Raw genomic sequence first — 16,347 nt, forward strand, 5'->3', positions numbered from 1 at the left:
AAATGCCATACTCTATTATACCATACACAACCATATACAACAAGAAAAATAGTTGGATTTTACAAAAAAACTCAGCTCTATCAAGGGTTTGAGCTAAGTTTTCATAAATCTAGGTGATAAAGTCGGGGTGTCCTGAATGGTAATCCTGAGACAGCAGGTGATTTTCAGACAGAAAGTAGGGGATGTGCTATAATAGTGGTAATAGAGATGAATGAGGGTTTGCCATGTATATTGAAATGCAGGACGAAACGGGACGCGTGTCCGAGGAAATGATGCTGGATATTGAACGGCTGGTCCAATCAGCTGCTAAGCGGATTGACAAGGAAGACAAGGAAATGGCCATTACCTTTGTCGACAATGAGCGGATTCACCAAGTCAATTTGGAATATCGAGGGATGGATCGCCCAACTGATGTTGTTAGCCTGGAGTACAAGCCGGAAGAATCGATTTCCTTTGAGGATCTAGACCTGGAGGACGAGGATTTAGCCGGACTGATGGATGAGTTTGATACTTACATTGGTGAGCTCTATATTTCGATAGACCGTGCGCGGGAGCAGGCTGCCGAGTATGGCCACTCATTTGAACGAGAAATGGGCTTTTTGGCGGTTCATGGTTTTTTACATATCAACGGCTATGACCATTACACTCCCCAAGAAGAAGCAGAGATGTTTGGATTACAGGAAGAGATATTGACAGCCTATGGACTCACAAGGTAATAAACGTAAATGGAAAAATCGGGATCTCATCTCCAGTCTAGAGTTTGCCCTAACCGGGATCATCACGGCTTTTAAGGAGGAGGCCAATATGCGTAAGCATTTGGTCTCAGGGATTCTCGTGATTGTAGCGGGGCTGATTTTTCAAGTTTCAGCCATCGAGTGGCTCTTTTTATTGCTGAGTGTTTTTATGGTGATTACCCTAGAGATTGTAAATTCAGCGATTGAGAATGTAGTGGATCTAGCCTCTAATTATCATTTTTCGATGTTGGCCAAACATGCCAAGGACATGGCTGCTGGAGCTGTTTTGCTCTTTTCTGCCTATGCAGTGATCACGGGGCTGATTATTTTTGTCCCCAAAATTTGGAATCTATTTTTTTAATAATAAGGAGAATGAATGTCTTTTAAATCAGGATTTGTAGCGATTTTAGGTCGTCCTAATGTTGGGAAGTCGACCTTTTTGAATCATGTGATGGGGCAAAAAATTGCCATCATGAGTGATAAGGCGCAAACGACACGTAATAAAATCATGGGGATTTACACAACCCCTGAAGAACAAATTGTCTTCATTGATACCCCAGGGATCCATAAGCCGAAAACGGCTCTAGGCGATTTCATGGTCGATGCGGCTTATTCGACACTCAGAGAGGTCGACACCGTCCTCTTTATGGTGCCCGCAGATGAACCCCGGGGCAAGGGAGATGATATGATCATCGAACGCCTTAAGCAGGCCAAGGTTCCAGTCATTCTAGTTGTGAACAAACTGGATAAGGTCAATCCTGAGCAGCTCTTGGATCAAATCCAGGACTTTAAAGACCAAATGGACTTCAAGGAGATTATTCCTATTTCTGCCCTGCAGGGGAACAATGTGTCCCACTTGATTGATGTCTTATCGGAAAACCTTGAAGAGGGCGTCCAGTACTTCCCAGATGATATGATCACAGACCATCCAGAACGCTTTTTGGTGTCTGAAATGATCCGTGAAAAAGTGCTACATTTGACACGGGAAGAGGTGCCCCACTCGATTGCAGTGGTGGTGGATAGCATGAAGCGGGATGAGGAAACAGATAAAGTCCATATCCAGGCTACCATCATGGTTGAGCGGTCCAGTCAAAAAGGGATTGTAATTGGCAAAGGCGGAGCCATGCTCAAGAAAATTGGAACCATGGCTCGGAAAGACATCGAGACCATGTTAGGCGATAAGGTCTTCCTCGAGACCTGGGTCAAGGTTAAGAAAAATTGGCGGGATAAGAAACTCGATCTTGCTGATTTTGGATACACAGAAAAGGATTACTGATGCCAGAATTACCTGAAGTAGAGACCGTTCGCCGCGGTCTTTCTCCATTGGTGCAAGGGAAACGGATTGCCCAGGTCACCGTTCTCTATCCCAAAATGGTCCGGACCGGGGCAGAGGCCTTGGCCCATAATTTGCTGGGACAAGAAATCCAGAAGGTTGATCGACGGGGGAAGTATTTGATTTTTGATTTAGGAAGTCATGTACTCTTGTCCCATTTGCGGATGGAGGGGAAGTTTTTCTTTCAAGCAGAGGCCCAGGAGCCGCAAAAACACCAGCATGTGCTATTTGATTTTGAGGATGGTTCCCGTTTGGTCTACCAGGATGTTCGCAAGTTTGGGACCCTGGATTACTTGCCCAAGGAGCAATTAGAAGCCTATTTTCAGTCTAAGAAATTAGGCCCAGAGCCAGTTGAGGAGGACTTTGCCTTGAAGCCTTTCCGGGAAGGCTTGCAGCGGTCTCGGAAACCTGTAAAAAGCCTACTTTTGGATCAAACCCTTGTGGCGGGTTTAGGCAATATCTATGTGGACGAGGTCTTGTGGCAGTCGAAGATCCATCCCTTGACCCCGGCTTTCCGTTTGTCTGCTCAAAAAATCAGTCGTCTGCGCCAGGCCATTATCGAGGTTTTGGCGGAAGGGGTGGCCCGGGGTGGGTCAACCATTCGGACCTACAAAAATGCTTTTGGAGAAGCTGGAACCATGCAGGAAACCCTTAAGGTTTATGGTCAAAAGGGCCAGCCCTGTCTCCGTTGTGGAAGACTGATTGAAAAAATTAAAGTTGGAGGACGAGGGACTCATTTTTGCCCTCGGTGTCAAAAGCTATGAAGTCTCAGGTAATCGGCTTGACGGGTGGGATTGCCTCTGGCAAAAGCCAGGTGACCCACTATTTACGGACACAGGGTTATCGGGTTGTCGATGCGGATCAGTTGGTCCATGATCTGCAGGCTCCAGGAGGAGCCCTCTTCAAGCTCTTGGTGGCGCATTTAGGGTCGGAGATTTTAAACGATCAGGGGGGCCTAGATCGTGCTAGGCTGGCCCAGCGTTTTTTCACGGATGCGGATTTTCGAGCCTGGTCGAAGGTGGAGCAGGGGCGCGTGATTCGGACGGCCTTGGCAGCCGAGTTGGAGCAGGCTCAGAGGTCAGGTGAGGTGGTCTTTTTTGATATCCCCTTGTTGTTTGAGGAGGCTTATGAGGACTGGTTTGAGCTGATTTGGCTGGTGGATGTTGATGAGGCCACGCAGCTGGAGCGTTTGATGCGGCGCAATAGCCTGACTGAGCAGGAGGCGCGGCAGCGGATGTTGCGCCAGTGGCCTTTGGAGCATAAACGGCCCTTAGCCAGTCTGATTCTTGACAATCGTGGCAGCTTGTTGGACTTGCACCAGCAAATTGATCAGGCCTTGCTTGGTTTGGTGGAGCGATTTTCTTCCCCAAAGGATCAAGAGTAAGAAAAGTATATGAGAATTAAAATTCAATTGCGTTGCCAATCGTGTGGCAGTCAAAATTATATTACTAGTAAGAATCCCAAGTCGCATCCCGATCGGATTGAGGTCTTGAAGTACTGTCCCAAGGAGCGTCAGGTCACGACGCATCAGGAGATGAAGTAAGGTCCTTGGTTTACAAGTTGGGGAAACTATGCTACTATAGAAGGGATTTGAAGGAGTTTGGCAATGTTTCAATTATTATTAACTGCATTTTTAGTCCTATCTGTTATTTTGGTGATGGTCATTTTTATGCAACCGACCAAGAATCAATCGTCAAACGTGTTTGATTCGAGTGCGGGTGACCTATTTGAACGTACAAAAGCGCGCGGATTCGAAGCCGTTATGCAGCGAACAACTGCTGTGCTAGTCTTTTTCTGGCTAGCGATTGCTTTGGTATTGGCCGTGTTATCAAGTATTTAAGTATTTAGGGCGAGTTGGAGCAAGACCAGAGGTCTTGCGAGCAACCGCCCTTTTTTTGAGAGGTATAAATGAAAAAGCAAATTCTGGCCCTGGTGAAAGAGTCTGGGCCAATGTCAGTCGATCAGTTAGGGGATTCCTTGGGAATCAAGAACGCCAAGGGATTTACCAATCTGGTCAAGGAAATTTCCCGTTTGGAGGCTCAGGGGAAGGTGGGCTTTACGGATCAGGGAACGATTGTTTGGAAGGAAGCTAAGAAAAAAGCCCGTGTTCCTAAGCTGGAAGGGGTCTTTCATGCCCATAAATCAGGGTTTGGTTTTGTCACGATTGATGAGGCAGAACCGGATGTCTTTATTGGTCGGGACTTTGTCAATCAGGCGATTGATGGCGATCGGGTTCTGGTAGAAATTGTCCAGGTTGCTGACCGCATGAAGGGAACTTCGGCGGAAGGTAAGATTGTGGAGATCTTGGAGCATTCCCTGACACAGGTTGTGGGGAAGGTTGTTCTAGAAGAAGGTAAGTCCCAATACCCAGCCTATGTCCGTTCCCGGAACCAAAAAATTAGCCAGCCTATCTACATTCAGCCAGGCGCTTTTCAGTTGACTGGTACGGAAGTGGTCAAGCTGGAAATTCGCCAATACCCAAGTAAGAAAAAGAACTTCTTCTTAGCGGACTTGGTGGAGATTGTGGGTCATGTGGACGACACGGGAATTGATGTCTTGGAGGTTCTGGAGTCCTTAGATATTGTCTCGACCTTCCCGGCGGCCGTTTTAGCCGAGGCCGAGGCGATTCCGGATGCTCCTAGTCCAGCAGATATGGAAGGACGCTTGGATTTGCGTTCCGAATTGACCTTTACCATTGATGGTGCTGATGCCAAGGACTTGGATGATGCGGTGCATATCAAACGCCTAGCAGGTGGGAACTTTGAATTGGGTGTCCATATTGCGGATGTGTCTTATTATGTCAAGGAAGGGTCTGCCCTGGATCGGGAAGCCTTGGAGCGGGGTACCTCTGTTTATGTGACGGACCGGGTGGTTCCCATGTTGCCAGAGCGTTTGTCGAATGGGATTTGTTCCCTGAACCCACAAGTGGATCGTCTGACCCAGTCAGCGATTATGGAAATTAATCGTCAGGGTAAGGTGGTGCGCTACCAGTTGGCGGAAACAGTTATTAAAACCAGCCAGCGAATGACCTATTCAGATGTCAATGCCATGATTGCGGGGCAACAAGAAGTGGTGGAAGCCTATCCCGAATTACTGGAATCGGTGGAGGCCATGGTCGACCTGCATAGAATCCTAGAAAACATGCGGGTTCAGCGGGGGGCTTTGAATTTTGATACCAATGAAGCGAAAATCCTCGTGAACGCCAAGGGGAAACCAGTAGATATTGTGCTTCGTCAACGGGGGCTAGCTGAACGGATGATTGAGTCCTTTATGCTTGTGGCCAATGAAACCGTTGCGGAGCATTTCCACCAGAAGGACCTGCCTTTTATCTACCGGATTCACGAAGATCCTAAGGCGGAGAAATTGCAGAAATTTATTGATTTCACGTCTAGCTTTGGTTTGCGGGTCTATGGTACGGCTGCCAAGATGACCCAGGCATCGCTCCAAGATATCATGGCTGCCGCTAAAGGGCAGGTCTACGAGGAAGTGCTCTCGATGATGCTCTTGCGGAGCATGCAGCAGGCACGTTATTCAGAGCACAATCATGATGGTCACTATGGCTTAGCAGCACCTTTCTACACCCACTTTACCAGTCCCATTCGGCGCTATCCGGACTTGATGGTTCACCGCATGATGCGGGACTATCGGAAGAGTTCCGAAAAAGCCGGTCATTTTCAAGAAATTTTACCAGCCATTGCCAGTCAGTCTTCCAACCGGGAGCGGCGGGCGATTGATGCTGAGCGTTTTGTAGAGTCCATGAAGAAGGCCGAATTTATGTCCGACTTTGTGGGGCAGGAGTTTGAGGGAGTGATTGCTTCCGTGGTGAAATTTGGTCTTTTTGTTGAGCTGCCCAATACGGTCGAGGGCTTGATTCATGTGACCAACCTACCTGAGTTCTACCATTTTGATGAACGGAGCCTGTCCCTGCGTGGAGAGCGGAGCGGGACAACCTTCAGAGTGGGACAGCCGATTCGCATTCGGGTTGAGAGGGCCGATAAGGAGACGGGAGAAATCGATTTCGCCTACCTAGCCGGTGGCCAGGTGGAGAAGAGGCCGTCTGCTTCGAAAAAGCGCTCGCAAGGCGAGCGCAGGAAAAAACGACAACAGCCCCAAGCATTTTACAAAAAACAAGTCAAAAAAGGAGGTCGTCATGGCCAAAGGAGAGGGAAAGGTCGTCGCTCAAAATAAAAAGGCGCGTCACGACTATACCATCGTTGATACAATTGAAGCGGGCATGGTTTTGACGGGAACGGAAATTAAGAGCGTTCGGGCGGCCCGGATTACGCTCAAGGATGGCTTTGCTCAAATTAAAAATGGCGAAGTCTGGTTAAGCAATGTGCATATTGCTCCCTATGAGGAGGGCAATATCTGGAACCAGGATCCGGAACGCCGTAGAAAGCTCTTGCTACATAAAAAGCAGATCAGTAAGTTGGAGCAGGAGATTAAGGGGACGGGGATGACCCTGGTTCCGCTTAAGGTTTACCTCAAGGATGGCTATGCCAAACTACTTCTGGGCTTGGCCAAGGGGAAAAAAGATTATGACAAGCGGGAGTCCATCAAACGCCGGGAGCAAAATCGCGATATTGACCGGCAGATGAAGAGTTTCAATCGCCGTTAGGAGTGGCCTATGCAGATTTCCAATCGTTTTAGTATCGGGGTTCATATCTTGGTTTTGGTGGCTCTACAAGAGGAAGCAGAAATCCTGACCAGTGAGAGTCTGGCAGCTAGTGTTGGGGTCAATCCGGTGATTGTACGGAAGGTGATGTCGCAACTTCGAAAGGCCCAATTGATCCAAACACGGCAAGGTCTGGCTGGGATTGAGCTAGGACGTGAACCGGCAGCGATTTCGTTATTTGAGATTTACCAGGCAACCGGAGGCATTGGAGCGGATCAGCTTTTTCGCTACCATGAGACCCCCAACCCCCAATGTGAAGTCGGCCGAACCATTCACGGGGTCTTGGACCACCACCTGCAAGAGGTCCAGGCAGCAATGGAAGCGCCCCTGAAACACCAGAGCCTGGCAGATATTTTGAAAACCAGTCAAGAAAAGAGTGCAGGTGAAGCAGGTGCAACCAAAGGCTAAGGAGAAAATCCTGGCCTTTTTCTTGTTTCTAGTCTTTTTGTTTGACAGGTTGGCAGTCTTCGAGTATACTGGTTGTAACAAAAAAAGTTACAGGAGAGATTCCCTATGAAAATTGCCGTACTTGCAGCCAATGGCCAAGCTGGTCAGGAAATTGTGAAAGAAGCCGTCAAACGAGGACATGAGGTGACAGCCCTTGTCCGTTCAGAGAACAAAAGTCAGGCTCAGGCTGTGATTGAGAAGGATATTTTAGATGTGACGCGAGCAGACCTGCAAGGTTTTGATGCTGTCGTGACAGCCTTTGGAGCCTTTGCGGAGCCCCTTCTTCCTTTGCACACTAAAACTCTAGAACATATGGTTTCTGTGCTTGAAAATACAGGAATTCCTTTTTATGTCGTGGGAGGGGCTGGCTCCCTCTATCTAACAGAAGTGGGTGGCCTAACCTTGGCGGAAAGAGACGGATTCCCGGAAGCCTTCAAACCCCTAGCCTTGGCCATGAAGGTTGGCTTGGATTTCTTACGTACAAGCCAGAATGTTGACTGGGTCTATCTCAGTCCAGCAGCTGATTTCGATGCTGAAGCACCTGCCAAGGGCAGCTATGTTCTTGAAGGGGAAGTCTTTACAACCGATGCAGAGGGCAAGAGTCAGATTTCCTATGCAGATTATGCCAAAGCCATGGTTGATTTAATTGAAGATGGGAGCTATGCACAGACACGCTTGTCCGTACGCTGGTAATCACATATATCAAAAAGGCTTGAATTCCTAGGAATTCAAGCCTTTTTGATAGTCTTCGATAAGGGCTTCTTTTTGCGCCTTGCTGAGTTTTTTGAATGCTGCTTCTGCTCTTAGGGCCTGGCTTTTATCCGGATAGGGTTGGGTGTAGACCAGGGTGACGGGGCGTCTGGCGCGTGTGTATTTGGCTCCCTTGCCTGCATTGTGCTGCTTGATCCGGCGTTCCAGATGATTGGTGTAGCCGGTGTAGAGGCTGTTGTCCCGGCAACGAACCACGTAGATACAGTCCTTACCCGCGTCCATAAATCTCCTGAATTTCAGGCCGGTAGGAGCCGTCTTCCTCGTGAATGTAGAGCGGTGGGAAGATTTTTAAGCCATCCGTGGAACCATCCTTGATTGCCTCAATTAAGATCATATTGGCTTCGCGGTTTTCTTTGGGGTAAACAAATTGGAGGCGCTTGGGTGCTAATTTGTGGGCCTGGAGTGTATTTAAAATGTCTAGTAATCGATCCGGGCGGTGGACCAAGGCCAGTCTCCCATTGGATTTGAGAACCTTCTGGGCAACGGCACAAATCTCTTCCAGATTGGTGGTAATTTCATGGCGGGCCAAGAGGTAGTGGGGGCTCAGGTTTTTGTTAGAGGTTTCGCTGGCCTTGAAATAGGGAGGGTTGCAGAGAATCAAATCGACCTGGCTGGCTGGTAGCTTTTGGGGCAGGTCTTTTAAATCCATATTCCAGACTTCAACCTGCTGCTCCAAGTGATTCAAGTGAACCGACCGTTGGGCCATATCCGCCAGCCGTTCTTGGATTTCGACCAAGAGAATAGAGGCCTTGGTATGCTGGCTGGCAAAGAGGCCGACAGCGCCATTGCCAGCGCAGAGGTCGAGGATTTTCCCTTTCTTAGGCAATTTGGGGAAGCGCGACAGTAGGACACTGTCGATGGAGTAGGAGAAGACTTCACGATTTTGGATAATTTTTACCGGACTCGTGAACAACTGATCCAGCCGTTCCCCCGGAAGCAATTCAATTTTACACATAAAACCATTATAGCATTTTGTCAAAGAAATCAGGCAACCGAATGGATTCGGTTGCCTGTTGAGAGTTCTTAAATTTCTTGGTAGTTGACTTCGAGGGCGCGCTGGACGGCTGGTCGTTGTGCGATTTTTGCGGTCCAGGCTTGGAGGTTCTGGTACTCCCCTACATTGAGGAAGTGGCCGGCCTTGTCCCAGATCTTATCTTGGGCGAGACGGCCATACCAGGACCAGATAGCGATGTCAGCGATGCTGTAGCTGTCACCGGCGATATAAGGCTTGGTGGCTAACTCTTTGTCGAGCAGATCCAACTGGCGTTTGGCTTCCATAGCAAAGCGGTTAATGGCATATTCAATCTTTTCCGGTGCATAGTGGAAGAAATGGCCGAAGCCTCCGCCTAGGAAGGGAGCAGCCCCAGTTTGCCAGAAGAGCCAGTTGAGGACTTCATTACGGTCGGCAGGATCTGTTGGTAGGAACTGATCGAATTTTTCAGCTAGATAGAGCAGGATATTGGCAGATTCAAACACGCGCACTGGTTTGTCACCGGATAGATCGAGCAGGGCTGGGATTTTGGAGTTAGGATTAATGCTGACAAAATCGGAACCAAATTGATCGCCATCGCCAATCTTAATCCGGAAGGCATCGTAATCAGCCTCAGCAATCCCTAACTCTCGGAGCTCTTCAAACATGATGAGGGCTTTAATACCGTTTGGCGTTGAAAGCGAGTAGAGTTGGAAGGGCTTCTCTCCCTTTGGCAAGGTCTGCTCAAACCGACTTCCAGCTGTAGGTTGGTTGAGCCCACCCCAGGCTCCTCCGAGGTTGGCAGGGTTTTCCCAGATTTCAGGTACTTTGTATTGAGACATAACTTTCTCCTTGTTTGTGCTACTGTTATGCTATCAGATTCAAGGGACCATTTCAAGTTTTTACTACGGCACAAAACAGCTGTGCGAATCCCGCACAGCTGTTTGTCTATTATCTCCTTAGCTAGTTGCCATCATATCTTTTGGATAGTAGCGTTTGGAGAAGAGGATGAAAATCAGTGTAAAGATTGTCGCAAGAACCAGGTAGACTGGCCAGGTGTTGGCTGTTAGGCTACCGATATGCAAGAGTCCTTTGAGGAAGTGGGCTGAGAGGAAGAAACCTCCAACAGACCAGAGGATCAAACCTACACGCCAGAGGTTGAGTGGGAGGCAGGCCCGGATAACAGCTAGGAAGGAAATGGTTCCGAGCAGGTAGTAGGACAGGGTTGCAATTTCCATGCTAGACCAACCAACAATGCTGCCGTAAATCTGGCTAAAGAGGACCGATACAATAATCATAACCGCGTTAGGTAGTGCCAGGAACATGGATTTCTTGAGGAAATGAGGTTCGACTGGCTTGATGTTGCGTTCAAAGGTCAAGACAAATGGTGGGAAGCCTTCGACAAATTGGTCAACCAGGGTGATCTGGATTGGGATGAATGGGAAAATCATAATCCAATCAGCCCGGAAGAAGAGGATGGTTGCCATACAGATTAAGCTCAAGACAAAGGAATAGATGGTCTTGATAAAGAAGATTGGCGCGATGAGCCCAATATTGTTGACCACGCGGCGACCTTCAAATAGGATTTCAGGGACGTCGTTAAAGTCGGAGTTGAGGAGAACCAGATTGGCAATCTGCCGGGTTGCTGGATCTCCTTCGGCCATAACGATGGAACAGTCAGCCTCGCGGAGAGCGAGAATGTCATTGACCCCGTCTCCAGTCATGGCAGTGGTATGCCCAGCAGCCTTGAGGGTCTGAATAATCAATCGTTTCTGATGAGGGGAGACGCGGCCAAAGATAGCTGTTTGGGCTACGGCTGCTTCTAACTCTTCATCGGTAACCTTAGAACAGTCTAGGTATTGATCATAGTTGTGGAAGCCAGCTTTGGCAGCTACATTGGAGACAGTAACGGGGTTGTCTCCAGAAATAATCTTCAGATCAACATTTTGGGATCGGAGATACTCGAGGGTTGCAGCAGCTCCTTCACGAACGGGATCTGAGATTTCCAAAACAGTCAGTGCCTCAAGGTTGTCCGGTAGAGCCGGCTGTTCGAGGTTGAGGTCATCTGGACTCCAGGCAAAGGCAAGAACACGTGATCCCCGTTCTTGGGCTGCCTGGATAAAATCATTGGTACCGCTGATCAAGAAGTCGGTTGCGCCCAAGTAGAAACTTCCCTGTTCGGCAAACTGAATGGCTCCCCATTTGCGGTCGCTAGAGAAAGGAATGGTTGCGACCAATTGAGCGGGGTTTGCTGGTTCTGTAACAAATTGGCGAATGGCCCGTGAGGTTGGGTTTTTATCCTCGGAATGGCTCATGTAGTGGGCTAGGTTTTCTAAAATCTCTTGGCGGGAGCGGTCTTCGGAGAGGATTTCCAAGTCTTCAACGGTCATTTTCCCTTCGGTGATGGTCCCTGTTTTGTCTAAACAGAGGGTGTCCACACGCGCCAGGGTTTCAACGGAATACATTTCCTGAACCAAGACCTTGCGCATCCCAAGCTTGATCACGGCTGTTAGGAGGGAGGTGATGGTTAAAAGAGCAATCCCTTTTGGCAGCATGCCCAAGAGGGCAGTAGAGGTATTGACCACTGAATCTTTTAGCGGCAGCATCTTCATGACAAAGGCTTCCAAGAAGAGAATCAGTCCAAAGGGAATAATGATTTTTCCGGTGAAGTTGGCGATCTTGTTCAACTCGGCTAAGATTTTGGAGTTGATTGGTTTGACCACCTTGGCTTCGGTCATCAATTTGGCTGCATAGTTGTCAGCTCCGACACGAATGATTTGTGCCTGAACCTGGCCGGAGGCTAGGAAGGAGCCAGAGAGCAATTCGTCGCCGATGTTTTTTGGAACAAGGTCACTTTCTCCTGTCAACATGGCTTCATTGGCTTCAGCCATCCCTGTGAGGACCTGGGCATCACTAGGGACCTGCTCACCTGCTGCCAGCAGGATTACATCATCGAGGACTAATTCTTCTGAATCGATAGCGGTTAATTGGCCATCGCGATAGACTTGGACTTGCTCTTTATTGAGCAGGTTGAGTTTATCGATCATGTGCTTGGCCCGTAACTCTGTGACGATTCCCGAGAAGGCGTTAAAGCAGATGACTGCAAAGAAGACCAGGTTGGACCAGGCTTGAACAGCCATCAAGGCCAGCGCAATGGCAAAGTTTAGGGCATTAAAGAGGGTGAAAACATTTCTTTTAATAATGTCCCAAGTGCTGGTCGAAGCATCGGCGTTAAACTGGTTGACTTGGTTGCGCGCCAGGCGCTCGTCAACTTGGACTTGCGTTAGTCCAATCAATTGTTCTTTCTTATCCATACCTCCTATCTTATCAGATTTGTTACAAAAATACTATTTGCGTGCTGTAAAAGCTTGGGGTATAATGTCAAAAAAAGGTTCCCTAAAATCCTCTAAAATAATTAGGAAGATGAGCTATCCACAGAAAGCAAAACGTAAGGTGGATAGAATCTGAGGGAACTCGTGCCAGTCTCTTCTTGTCAGAGGATTCGTGCTGGTAGCTTAAGAAAGGAAATTCTCGTTCTTTCTCAATCAGCAGGCTGATTGTTTACGTTTTAGAGAGCAAAGACTATGTTTTATGCCTATCTGCGAAGTCTGGTAGCCCTTTTGTTATGGGCTGTGAATGGACCCACGCGCTATGAAAATCTTGACAAATTACCCGATCCCGAGAGCAACTATGTGCTAGTAGCCCCCCACAAAACGCTCTGGGATCCTGTTTACCTAGCCTTTGCGGCTCGGCCCAAACGCTTTATCATCATGGCCAAGCAGGAGTTGTTTAAGAACCGTGTGCTGGGCTGGTGGATTCGGATGTGTGGCGCCTTCCCAGTCGATCGGGAAAATCCCAGCCAAGAAGTCCTCAAGTATCCTGTGCGGATGTTGCGCAAAAGTAGTTTTTCACTCATGCTTTTCCCATCGGGCTCTCGTCATTCTTCAGAGCTCAAGGGTGGTGTTGCGGTCATTGCCAAAACAGCCAAGGTGCCGATTGTACCGGCCTTTTACCAAGGTCCGACAAGTATTGGCGGCCTCTTGAAGGGCGAGCCGGTCACCATTCGGATCGGAGACAGCCTGGACATTAGCGACATCAAACGGATGAATGCGGATGGTGTTAACCGTGTGGCTGAACGGATCCAAGCCTCTTTCCAGCAGCTGGAAGCTGAGATTCAACCACAAAAACGCAGCCTCTTAACTTGGTTGCTCCTGCCCATCCGCCTAGTGGTGTTACTACTAGTCATCGTATTGATTCTTTTGACGGTCCTCTTTAGCTGGATTGCCTCTTTTGTCTACCAACCAAATCTTGATGTGGATTAGTTTTTTCTTTTTTCTCCGAATAAAAAAGTAGGAGGAATGCTCATGCACAATTGGAAAGAACTGCTTCGCCAAAATGTCTTGCCACTGCTCCTGGTTCTGGGAGTAGTGGCTTTTTTGATCTACAAACAGCTGACACCGGAAGTCCAGCCCCAAGCCAGCGCTCCCTTGGTGTCGACAACGAAGCCGACACCAAGTAGCAGTGCCTCATCGCAGGTAGGGACCGAGAGTGGGAAGATCACAGTGGATGTCAAGGGGGCTGTGCAGAAGCCGGGGGTTTATGAATTGACAAGTCCGGCGCGTGCTCAGACAGCGATTCAAAAGGCGGGGGGACTGACATCTGAGGCCGATCCCAATGGGCTTAACTTGGCCCAACTGCTCAAAGACGAGGCTATTGTCTATGTCCCCCGCCAAGGAGAAGCGCCAGCAGTTGCGGCGACGGGCTCGGCTGGACCGGTTGGGTCTCCTGCTGCCAGCACGGCTGACTCCGGTAAAATCAAGCTCAACCAGGCCAGTGCTGAAGACTTGCAAAAAATTCCCGGAATCGGCAAGAAACGCGCTGAAGACATCCTAACCTTTCGCGACCAAAATGGTGGTTTCAAAACCATTGACGATTTGAAACAGGTGTCGGGGATTGGTGAGAAAACCTTGGAAAAAATCAAGGATCACGTCCAAATTGATTAGGAGTCGGCAGATGGCTTTTAAACAGATTCTGCAAGACCTATCCCAGCAGTTATTCCTGTCTCATTTAGCTTTTTTAGCAGCTTTATCCTATTACAGTTGGTGGACTGGTCATCCCTTGCTCCTGGTTCTCTGGTTCCTGGCTGCTTGCTTCCTTTATCGCAACCAGGGACGGAAAGCCTTTCTGGGGACCGCCTTGGCTCTCTTGATTTTAGCCATCAGTTGGCAGGGACGCCTGGATGCTGCTCACCAGAAGGCGGCAGCAGAAGTCGAGGCTCCTGCTCAGGTCTTGCTACTCCCTGATAGCTTGGTGTATGAAGCTGATAGCCTCAAAGGACTGGCCAAATGGGAAGGTCATCTCTATCGCTTTCACTATCGCCTGCGCGAAGGAGAGGATCTAACCTATTTGCAAAGGGGCTCCGGTCTACCTCTTGTGAGTATTGCAGGCCAACTAGGACAGGCACGGGGCCAGGAGAATTTTGGCGGTTTTGACTACCAGGCCTATCTAGCCAATCAAGGGATTTATCATACCTTAAAGATTCAGCAGATCGAAGCAGTGAGCTGGCAAAAGTCTTGGAATCCCATCGATCAGCTCAGCATCTGGCGGGCGACTTGGATTTATTGGCTCCAAGCGACCTATCCTACAGAACTGGCTTCTTACATGACTGGTTTGCTTCTGGGCTATTTGCCGGCCAGTTTTGCGGAGCGAGGTCAGGTCTATCGCCAGCTGGGGATTTTCCATCTCTTTGCCCTTTCTGGCATGCAGGTTGCCTTTTTTACCAAACTTTACCGCCGCTGTTTGGCCCGATTCGGACTAACCAAGGAGAGCCTCAATCAGCTGCAATGGTTTTTTACCGTTGTCTATGCTGGCCTGACCGGTTGGAGTCCTTCTGTCTTACGCGCCCTAGCGCAGCAACAGCTGGCCTTATTGGGTCTAAGAGGAATGCAACAGTTTTGGAGCCTGATTCTACTGATAGCTACCTTTGCCCCCCAGTATTTTCAAGATATAGGCGCTCTCTTGTCTCTTTTCTTCACCTTTATTCTGCAGCTTTTAGCCCAAGACCGTCGCTTGGCCAGTGGCTGGAAACAAGCCCTCATCCTAGCCCTGGCCAGCCTACCCATCCTCAGTCTCTTTTTCAGTGAGTACCAACCCTTGGGGATTTTCTTGACGGTTGTCTTGTCCCTGTTGTTTGACCGCCTGCTGTTACCGCTTTTTTTAGCCCTGCTTGCCTTGGTTCCTTTGACAAAAGGAGAAGAAGTGAATGTCTTTTTACAAGGCTTGGACGAACTCTTGCAAAAGGGACAAGCGCATTTACCCGGCCCCCTTATTCTCGGTCAGCCCTCTCTGCCCCTCTTTTTATTTTTACTGGTCTGCCTGGCCTTGATGTGGGACCTACGGTCCCACAAAAGAAAGACTTCCCTTTGCCTGTCCCTGTTTTTAATCGGTCTATATTTGACCAAATATCCCCCGATCAATGAAATCACTATTGTGAATATTGGTCAGGGCGATAGTATTTTTCTCAGAGATTGGCAGGGCCGTCAGGCTCTGATTGATGTTGGTGGTAAGGTCAGTTTTGGTCCCAAGTCCAAACAAGCTGAAAAAGCCAATGCTGACTATCGCTTGATTCCCTACCTCAAATCCAGGGGGATTGATCATCTAGATCAGGTGTTTTTGACCCACCCAGATGCCGACCATGTAGGCGATCTGTTAGTGGTTGATCAGGCCATTCCCATCTCCCATATCTATGTCAGCCCAGGGAGCCTCAACAAACCTGGCTTTTTAGAAAAATTACAGGCCAGCCAAGCCCAGATTCACCTTGTTGAAGCCGGCCAGACTTGGCCTCTGTTTGATAGCCAACTCCAAGCCTTGTATCCCTTGGAAGAGGGCCAGGGAGACAACAATGATTCCTTGGTTCTCTACGGCCAGTTTTATCAGACACGTTTTCTATTTACAGGAGACTTGGAAAAAGAGGGGGAAGAGGTAGTGCTGAAAGCCTATCCTGACCTCCCAGTCGACGTCCTCAAACTCGGCCACCACGGCAGCAAGGGCTCCTCGACCCCAGAATTTTTAGACCACGTTCATCCCAGCCTGGCTCTTATCTCAGCTGGTCAGGATAATCGTTACCACCATCCCCACGAGGAGACCCTGGAACGACTCCGGGAAAGGGGGATCCCCTGGTACCGGACCGATCAGGATGGCGCCATCCGTTTCTACGGCTGGTGGAATTGGCAACTGGAAACGGTTACCAACAGGCCACCCTGGAGGTAGATTTAGAAGCGCAAGAAAAACGAGCTTGGGACAAAAAGTCCCGTAAAGTATAAAAAGGAGAGATTCATTCGTTGAAATGAGTCTCTCCTTTTCTTTTTAGGTACTCCTCTTCCCATATTTGAGGAGGTTATTGGCCATAAGAACGTAC

At 48.8% G+C, this 16,347-nt stretch carries 18 protein-coding genes; 14 read left to right on the forward strand and 4 right to left on the reverse strand.

Annotation, left to right across the window (positions count from 1 at the left end; genetic code table 11):
- Positions 1-224: 224 nt before the first annotated feature.
- The 11 genes from ybeY to HZY94_RS07850 all read left to right on the forward strand — a co-directional run bounded on the left by ybeY (position 225) and on the right by HZY94_RS07850 (position 7,882).
- Complete coding sequence (gene ybeY, locus HZY94_RS07800) at positions 225-716, forward strand: rRNA maturation RNase YbeY (RefSeq protein WP_179925718.1); 492 nt, start codon at positions 225-227, stop codon at positions 714-716.
- A complete protein-coding gene (locus HZY94_RS07805) occupies positions 700-1,095 on the forward strand; it encodes a diacylglycerol kinase family protein (protein ID WP_160333253.1) in 396 nt (131 codons plus the stop codon). Before ybeY ends, HZY94_RS07805 begins: the two co-directional genes overlap by 17 nt.
- A gap of 15 nt (positions 1,096-1,110) precedes the next feature.
- On the forward strand, positions 1,111-2,010 hold the full coding sequence (gene era, locus HZY94_RS07810; RefSeq protein WP_160333254.1) for a GTPase Era: 900 nt from the start codon (positions 1,111-1,113) through the stop codon (positions 2,008-2,010).
- Positions 2,010-2,831 carry a DNA-formamidopyrimidine glycosylase gene (gene mutM, locus HZY94_RS07815; RefSeq protein ID WP_179925719.1) on the forward strand — a complete coding sequence of 274 codons (822 nt, stop codon included), beginning with the start codon at positions 2,010-2,012 and terminating at the stop codon, positions 2,829-2,831. Before era ends, mutM begins: the two co-directional genes overlap by 1 nt.
- The gene (gene coaE, locus HZY94_RS07820; protein WP_179925720.1) at positions 2,828-3,451 is read left to right on the forward strand and encodes a dephospho-CoA kinase; all 624 of its coding nucleotides are present in this window, start codon (positions 2,828-2,830) and stop codon (positions 3,449-3,451) included. The genes mutM and coaE overlap by 4 nt, the downstream gene beginning before the upstream one ends.
- 9 nt (positions 3,452-3,460) lie before the next feature.
- On the forward strand, positions 3,461-3,610 hold the full coding sequence (gene rpmG, locus HZY94_RS07825; RefSeq protein WP_160333256.1) for a 50S ribosomal protein L33: 150 nt from the start codon (positions 3,461-3,463) through the stop codon (positions 3,608-3,610).
- Positions 3,611-3,673: 63 nt separating this feature from the next.
- The gene (gene secG, locus HZY94_RS07830) at positions 3,674-3,907 is read left to right on the forward strand and encodes a preprotein translocase subunit SecG (RefSeq protein ID WP_160333257.1); all 234 of its coding nucleotides are present in this window, start codon (positions 3,674-3,676) and stop codon (positions 3,905-3,907) included.
- Positions 3,908-3,975: 68 nt separating this feature from the next.
- On the forward strand, positions 3,976-6,255 hold the full coding sequence (gene rnr, locus HZY94_RS07835; protein WP_179925721.1) for a ribonuclease R: 2,280 nt from the start codon (positions 3,976-3,978) through the stop codon (positions 6,253-6,255).
- On the forward strand, positions 6,218-6,685 hold the full coding sequence (gene smpB / locus HZY94_RS07840; RefSeq protein WP_160333259.1) for an SsrA-binding protein SmpB: 468 nt from the start codon (positions 6,218-6,220) through the stop codon (positions 6,683-6,685). The genes rnr and smpB overlap by 38 nt, the downstream gene beginning before the upstream one ends.
- 9 nt (positions 6,686-6,694) lie before the next feature.
- Positions 6,695-7,150 carry an Rrf2 family transcriptional regulator gene (locus HZY94_RS07845; RefSeq protein ID WP_179925722.1) on the forward strand — a complete coding sequence of 152 codons (456 nt, stop codon included), beginning with the start codon at positions 6,695-6,697 and terminating at the stop codon, positions 7,148-7,150.
- 105 nt (positions 7,151-7,255) lie between these two features.
- The gene (locus HZY94_RS07850) at positions 7,256-7,882 is read left to right on the forward strand and encodes an NAD(P)-dependent oxidoreductase (RefSeq protein ID WP_179925723.1); all 627 of its coding nucleotides are present in this window, start codon (positions 7,256-7,258) and stop codon (positions 7,880-7,882) included.
- 27 nt (positions 7,883-7,909) lie between these two features.
- On the opposite strand, the gene HZY94_RS07855 is transcribed toward HZY94_RS07850, so the two are convergent.
- From HZY94_RS07855 to HZY94_RS07870, 4 genes are all read right to left on the reverse strand, one after another.
- On the reverse strand, positions 7,910-8,182 hold the full coding sequence (locus HZY94_RS07855) for a GIY-YIG nuclease family protein (protein ID WP_179925724.1): 273 nt from the start codon (positions 8,180-8,182) through the stop codon (positions 7,910-7,912).
- Complete coding sequence (locus tag HZY94_RS07860) at positions 8,169-8,915, reverse strand: tRNA1(Val) (adenine(37)-N6)-methyltransferase (RefSeq protein ID WP_179925725.1); 747 nt, start codon at positions 8,913-8,915, stop codon at positions 8,169-8,171. Before HZY94_RS07860 ends, HZY94_RS07855 begins: the two co-directional genes overlap by 14 nt.
- 68 nt (positions 8,916-8,983) lie before the next feature.
- Positions 8,984-9,772: a glutathione-dependent disulfide-bond oxidoreductase gene (gene yghU / locus HZY94_RS07865; RefSeq protein ID WP_179925726.1), complete on the reverse strand. Its 789-nt coding sequence runs from the start codon at positions 9,770-9,772 to the stop codon at positions 8,984-8,986.
- 117 nt (positions 9,773-9,889) lie between these two features.
- On the reverse strand, positions 9,890-12,244 hold the full coding sequence (locus tag HZY94_RS07870; RefSeq protein WP_179925727.1) for an HAD-IC family P-type ATPase: 2,355 nt from the start codon (positions 12,242-12,244) through the stop codon (positions 9,890-9,892).
- Between the two features lie 270 nt (positions 12,245-12,514).
- On the opposite strand from HZY94_RS07870, the gene HZY94_RS07875 reads away from it, so the two are divergent.
- The 3 genes from HZY94_RS07875 to HZY94_RS07885 are packed head-to-tail and all read left to right on the forward strand — an operon-like array spanning position 12,515 to position 16,199.
- On the forward strand, positions 12,515-13,252 hold the full coding sequence (locus HZY94_RS07875) for a lysophospholipid acyltransferase family protein (RefSeq protein WP_179925728.1): 738 nt from the start codon (positions 12,515-12,517) through the stop codon (positions 13,250-13,252).
- A gap of 42 nt (positions 13,253-13,294) precedes the next feature.
- On the forward strand, positions 13,295-13,933 hold the full coding sequence (locus HZY94_RS07880; protein ID WP_179925729.1) for a helix-hairpin-helix domain-containing protein: 639 nt from the start codon (positions 13,295-13,297) through the stop codon (positions 13,931-13,933).
- A 10-nt stretch (positions 13,934-13,943) separates the two neighbouring features.
- Positions 13,944-16,199, forward strand: a complete 2,256-nt coding sequence (locus tag HZY94_RS07885) for a DNA internalization-related competence protein ComEC/Rec2 (protein WP_179925730.1) — start codon at positions 13,944-13,946, stop codon at positions 16,197-16,199.
- Positions 16,200-16,347: the final 148 nt, after the last annotated feature.

Source organism: Streptococcus danieliae, from assembly GCF_013415245.1.
Classification (GTDB): domain Bacteria; phylum Bacillota; class Bacilli; order Lactobacillales; family Streptococcaceae; genus Streptococcus; species Streptococcus danieliae_A.

Coding starts and splice junctions, on each gene's coding strand:
- ybeY (WP_179925718.1), top strand. CDS start 225: ATGTATATTGAAATGCAGGACGAAACGGGACGCGTGTCCGAGGAAATG.
- HZY94_RS07805 (WP_160333253.1), top strand. CDS start 700: ATGGACTCACAAGGTAATAAACGTAAATGGAAAAATCGGGATCTCATC.
- era (WP_160333254.1), top strand. CDS start 1,111: ATGTCTTTTAAATCAGGATTTGTAGCGATTTTAGGTCGTCCTAATGTT.
- mutM (WP_179925719.1), top strand. CDS start 2,010: ATGCCAGAATTACCTGAAGTAGAGACCGTTCGCCGCGGTCTTTCTCCA.
- coaE (WP_179925720.1), top strand. CDS start 2,828: ATGAAGTCTCAGGTAATCGGCTTGACGGGTGGGATTGCCTCTGGCAAA.
- rpmG (WP_160333256.1), top strand. CDS start 3,461: ATGAGAATTAAAATTCAATTGCGTTGCCAATCGTGTGGCAGTCAAAAT.
- secG (WP_160333257.1), top strand. CDS start 3,674: ATGTTTCAATTATTATTAACTGCATTTTTAGTCCTATCTGTTATTTTG.
- rnr (WP_179925721.1), top strand. CDS start 3,976: ATGAAAAAGCAAATTCTGGCCCTGGTGAAAGAGTCTGGGCCAATGTCA.
- smpB (WP_160333259.1), top strand. CDS start 6,218: ATGGCCAAAGGAGAGGGAAAGGTCGTCGCTCAAAATAAAAAGGCGCGT.
- HZY94_RS07845 (WP_179925722.1), top strand. CDS start 6,695: ATGCAGATTTCCAATCGTTTTAGTATCGGGGTTCATATCTTGGTTTTG.
- HZY94_RS07850 (WP_179925723.1), top strand. CDS start 7,256: ATGAAAATTGCCGTACTTGCAGCCAATGGCCAAGCTGGTCAGGAAATT.
- HZY94_RS07855 (WP_179925724.1), bottom strand. CDS start 8,182: ATGGACGCGGGTAAGGACTGTATCTACGTGGTTCGTTGCCGGGACAAC.
- HZY94_RS07860 (WP_179925725.1), bottom strand. CDS start 8,915: ATGTGTAAAATTGAATTGCTTCCGGGGGAACGGCTGGATCAGTTGTTC.
- yghU (WP_179925726.1), bottom strand. CDS start 9,772: ATGTCTCAATACAAAGTACCTGAAATCTGGGAAAACCCTGCCAACCTC.
- HZY94_RS07870 (WP_179925727.1), bottom strand. CDS start 12,244: ATGGATAAGAAAGAACAATTGATTGGACTAACGCAAGTCCAAGTTGAC.
- HZY94_RS07875 (WP_179925728.1), top strand. CDS start 12,515: ATGTTTTATGCCTATCTGCGAAGTCTGGTAGCCCTTTTGTTATGGGCT.
- HZY94_RS07880 (WP_179925729.1), top strand. CDS start 13,295: ATGCACAATTGGAAAGAACTGCTTCGCCAAAATGTCTTGCCACTGCTC.
- HZY94_RS07885 (WP_179925730.1), top strand. CDS start 13,944: ATGGCTTTTAAACAGATTCTGCAAGACCTATCCCAGCAGTTATTCCTG.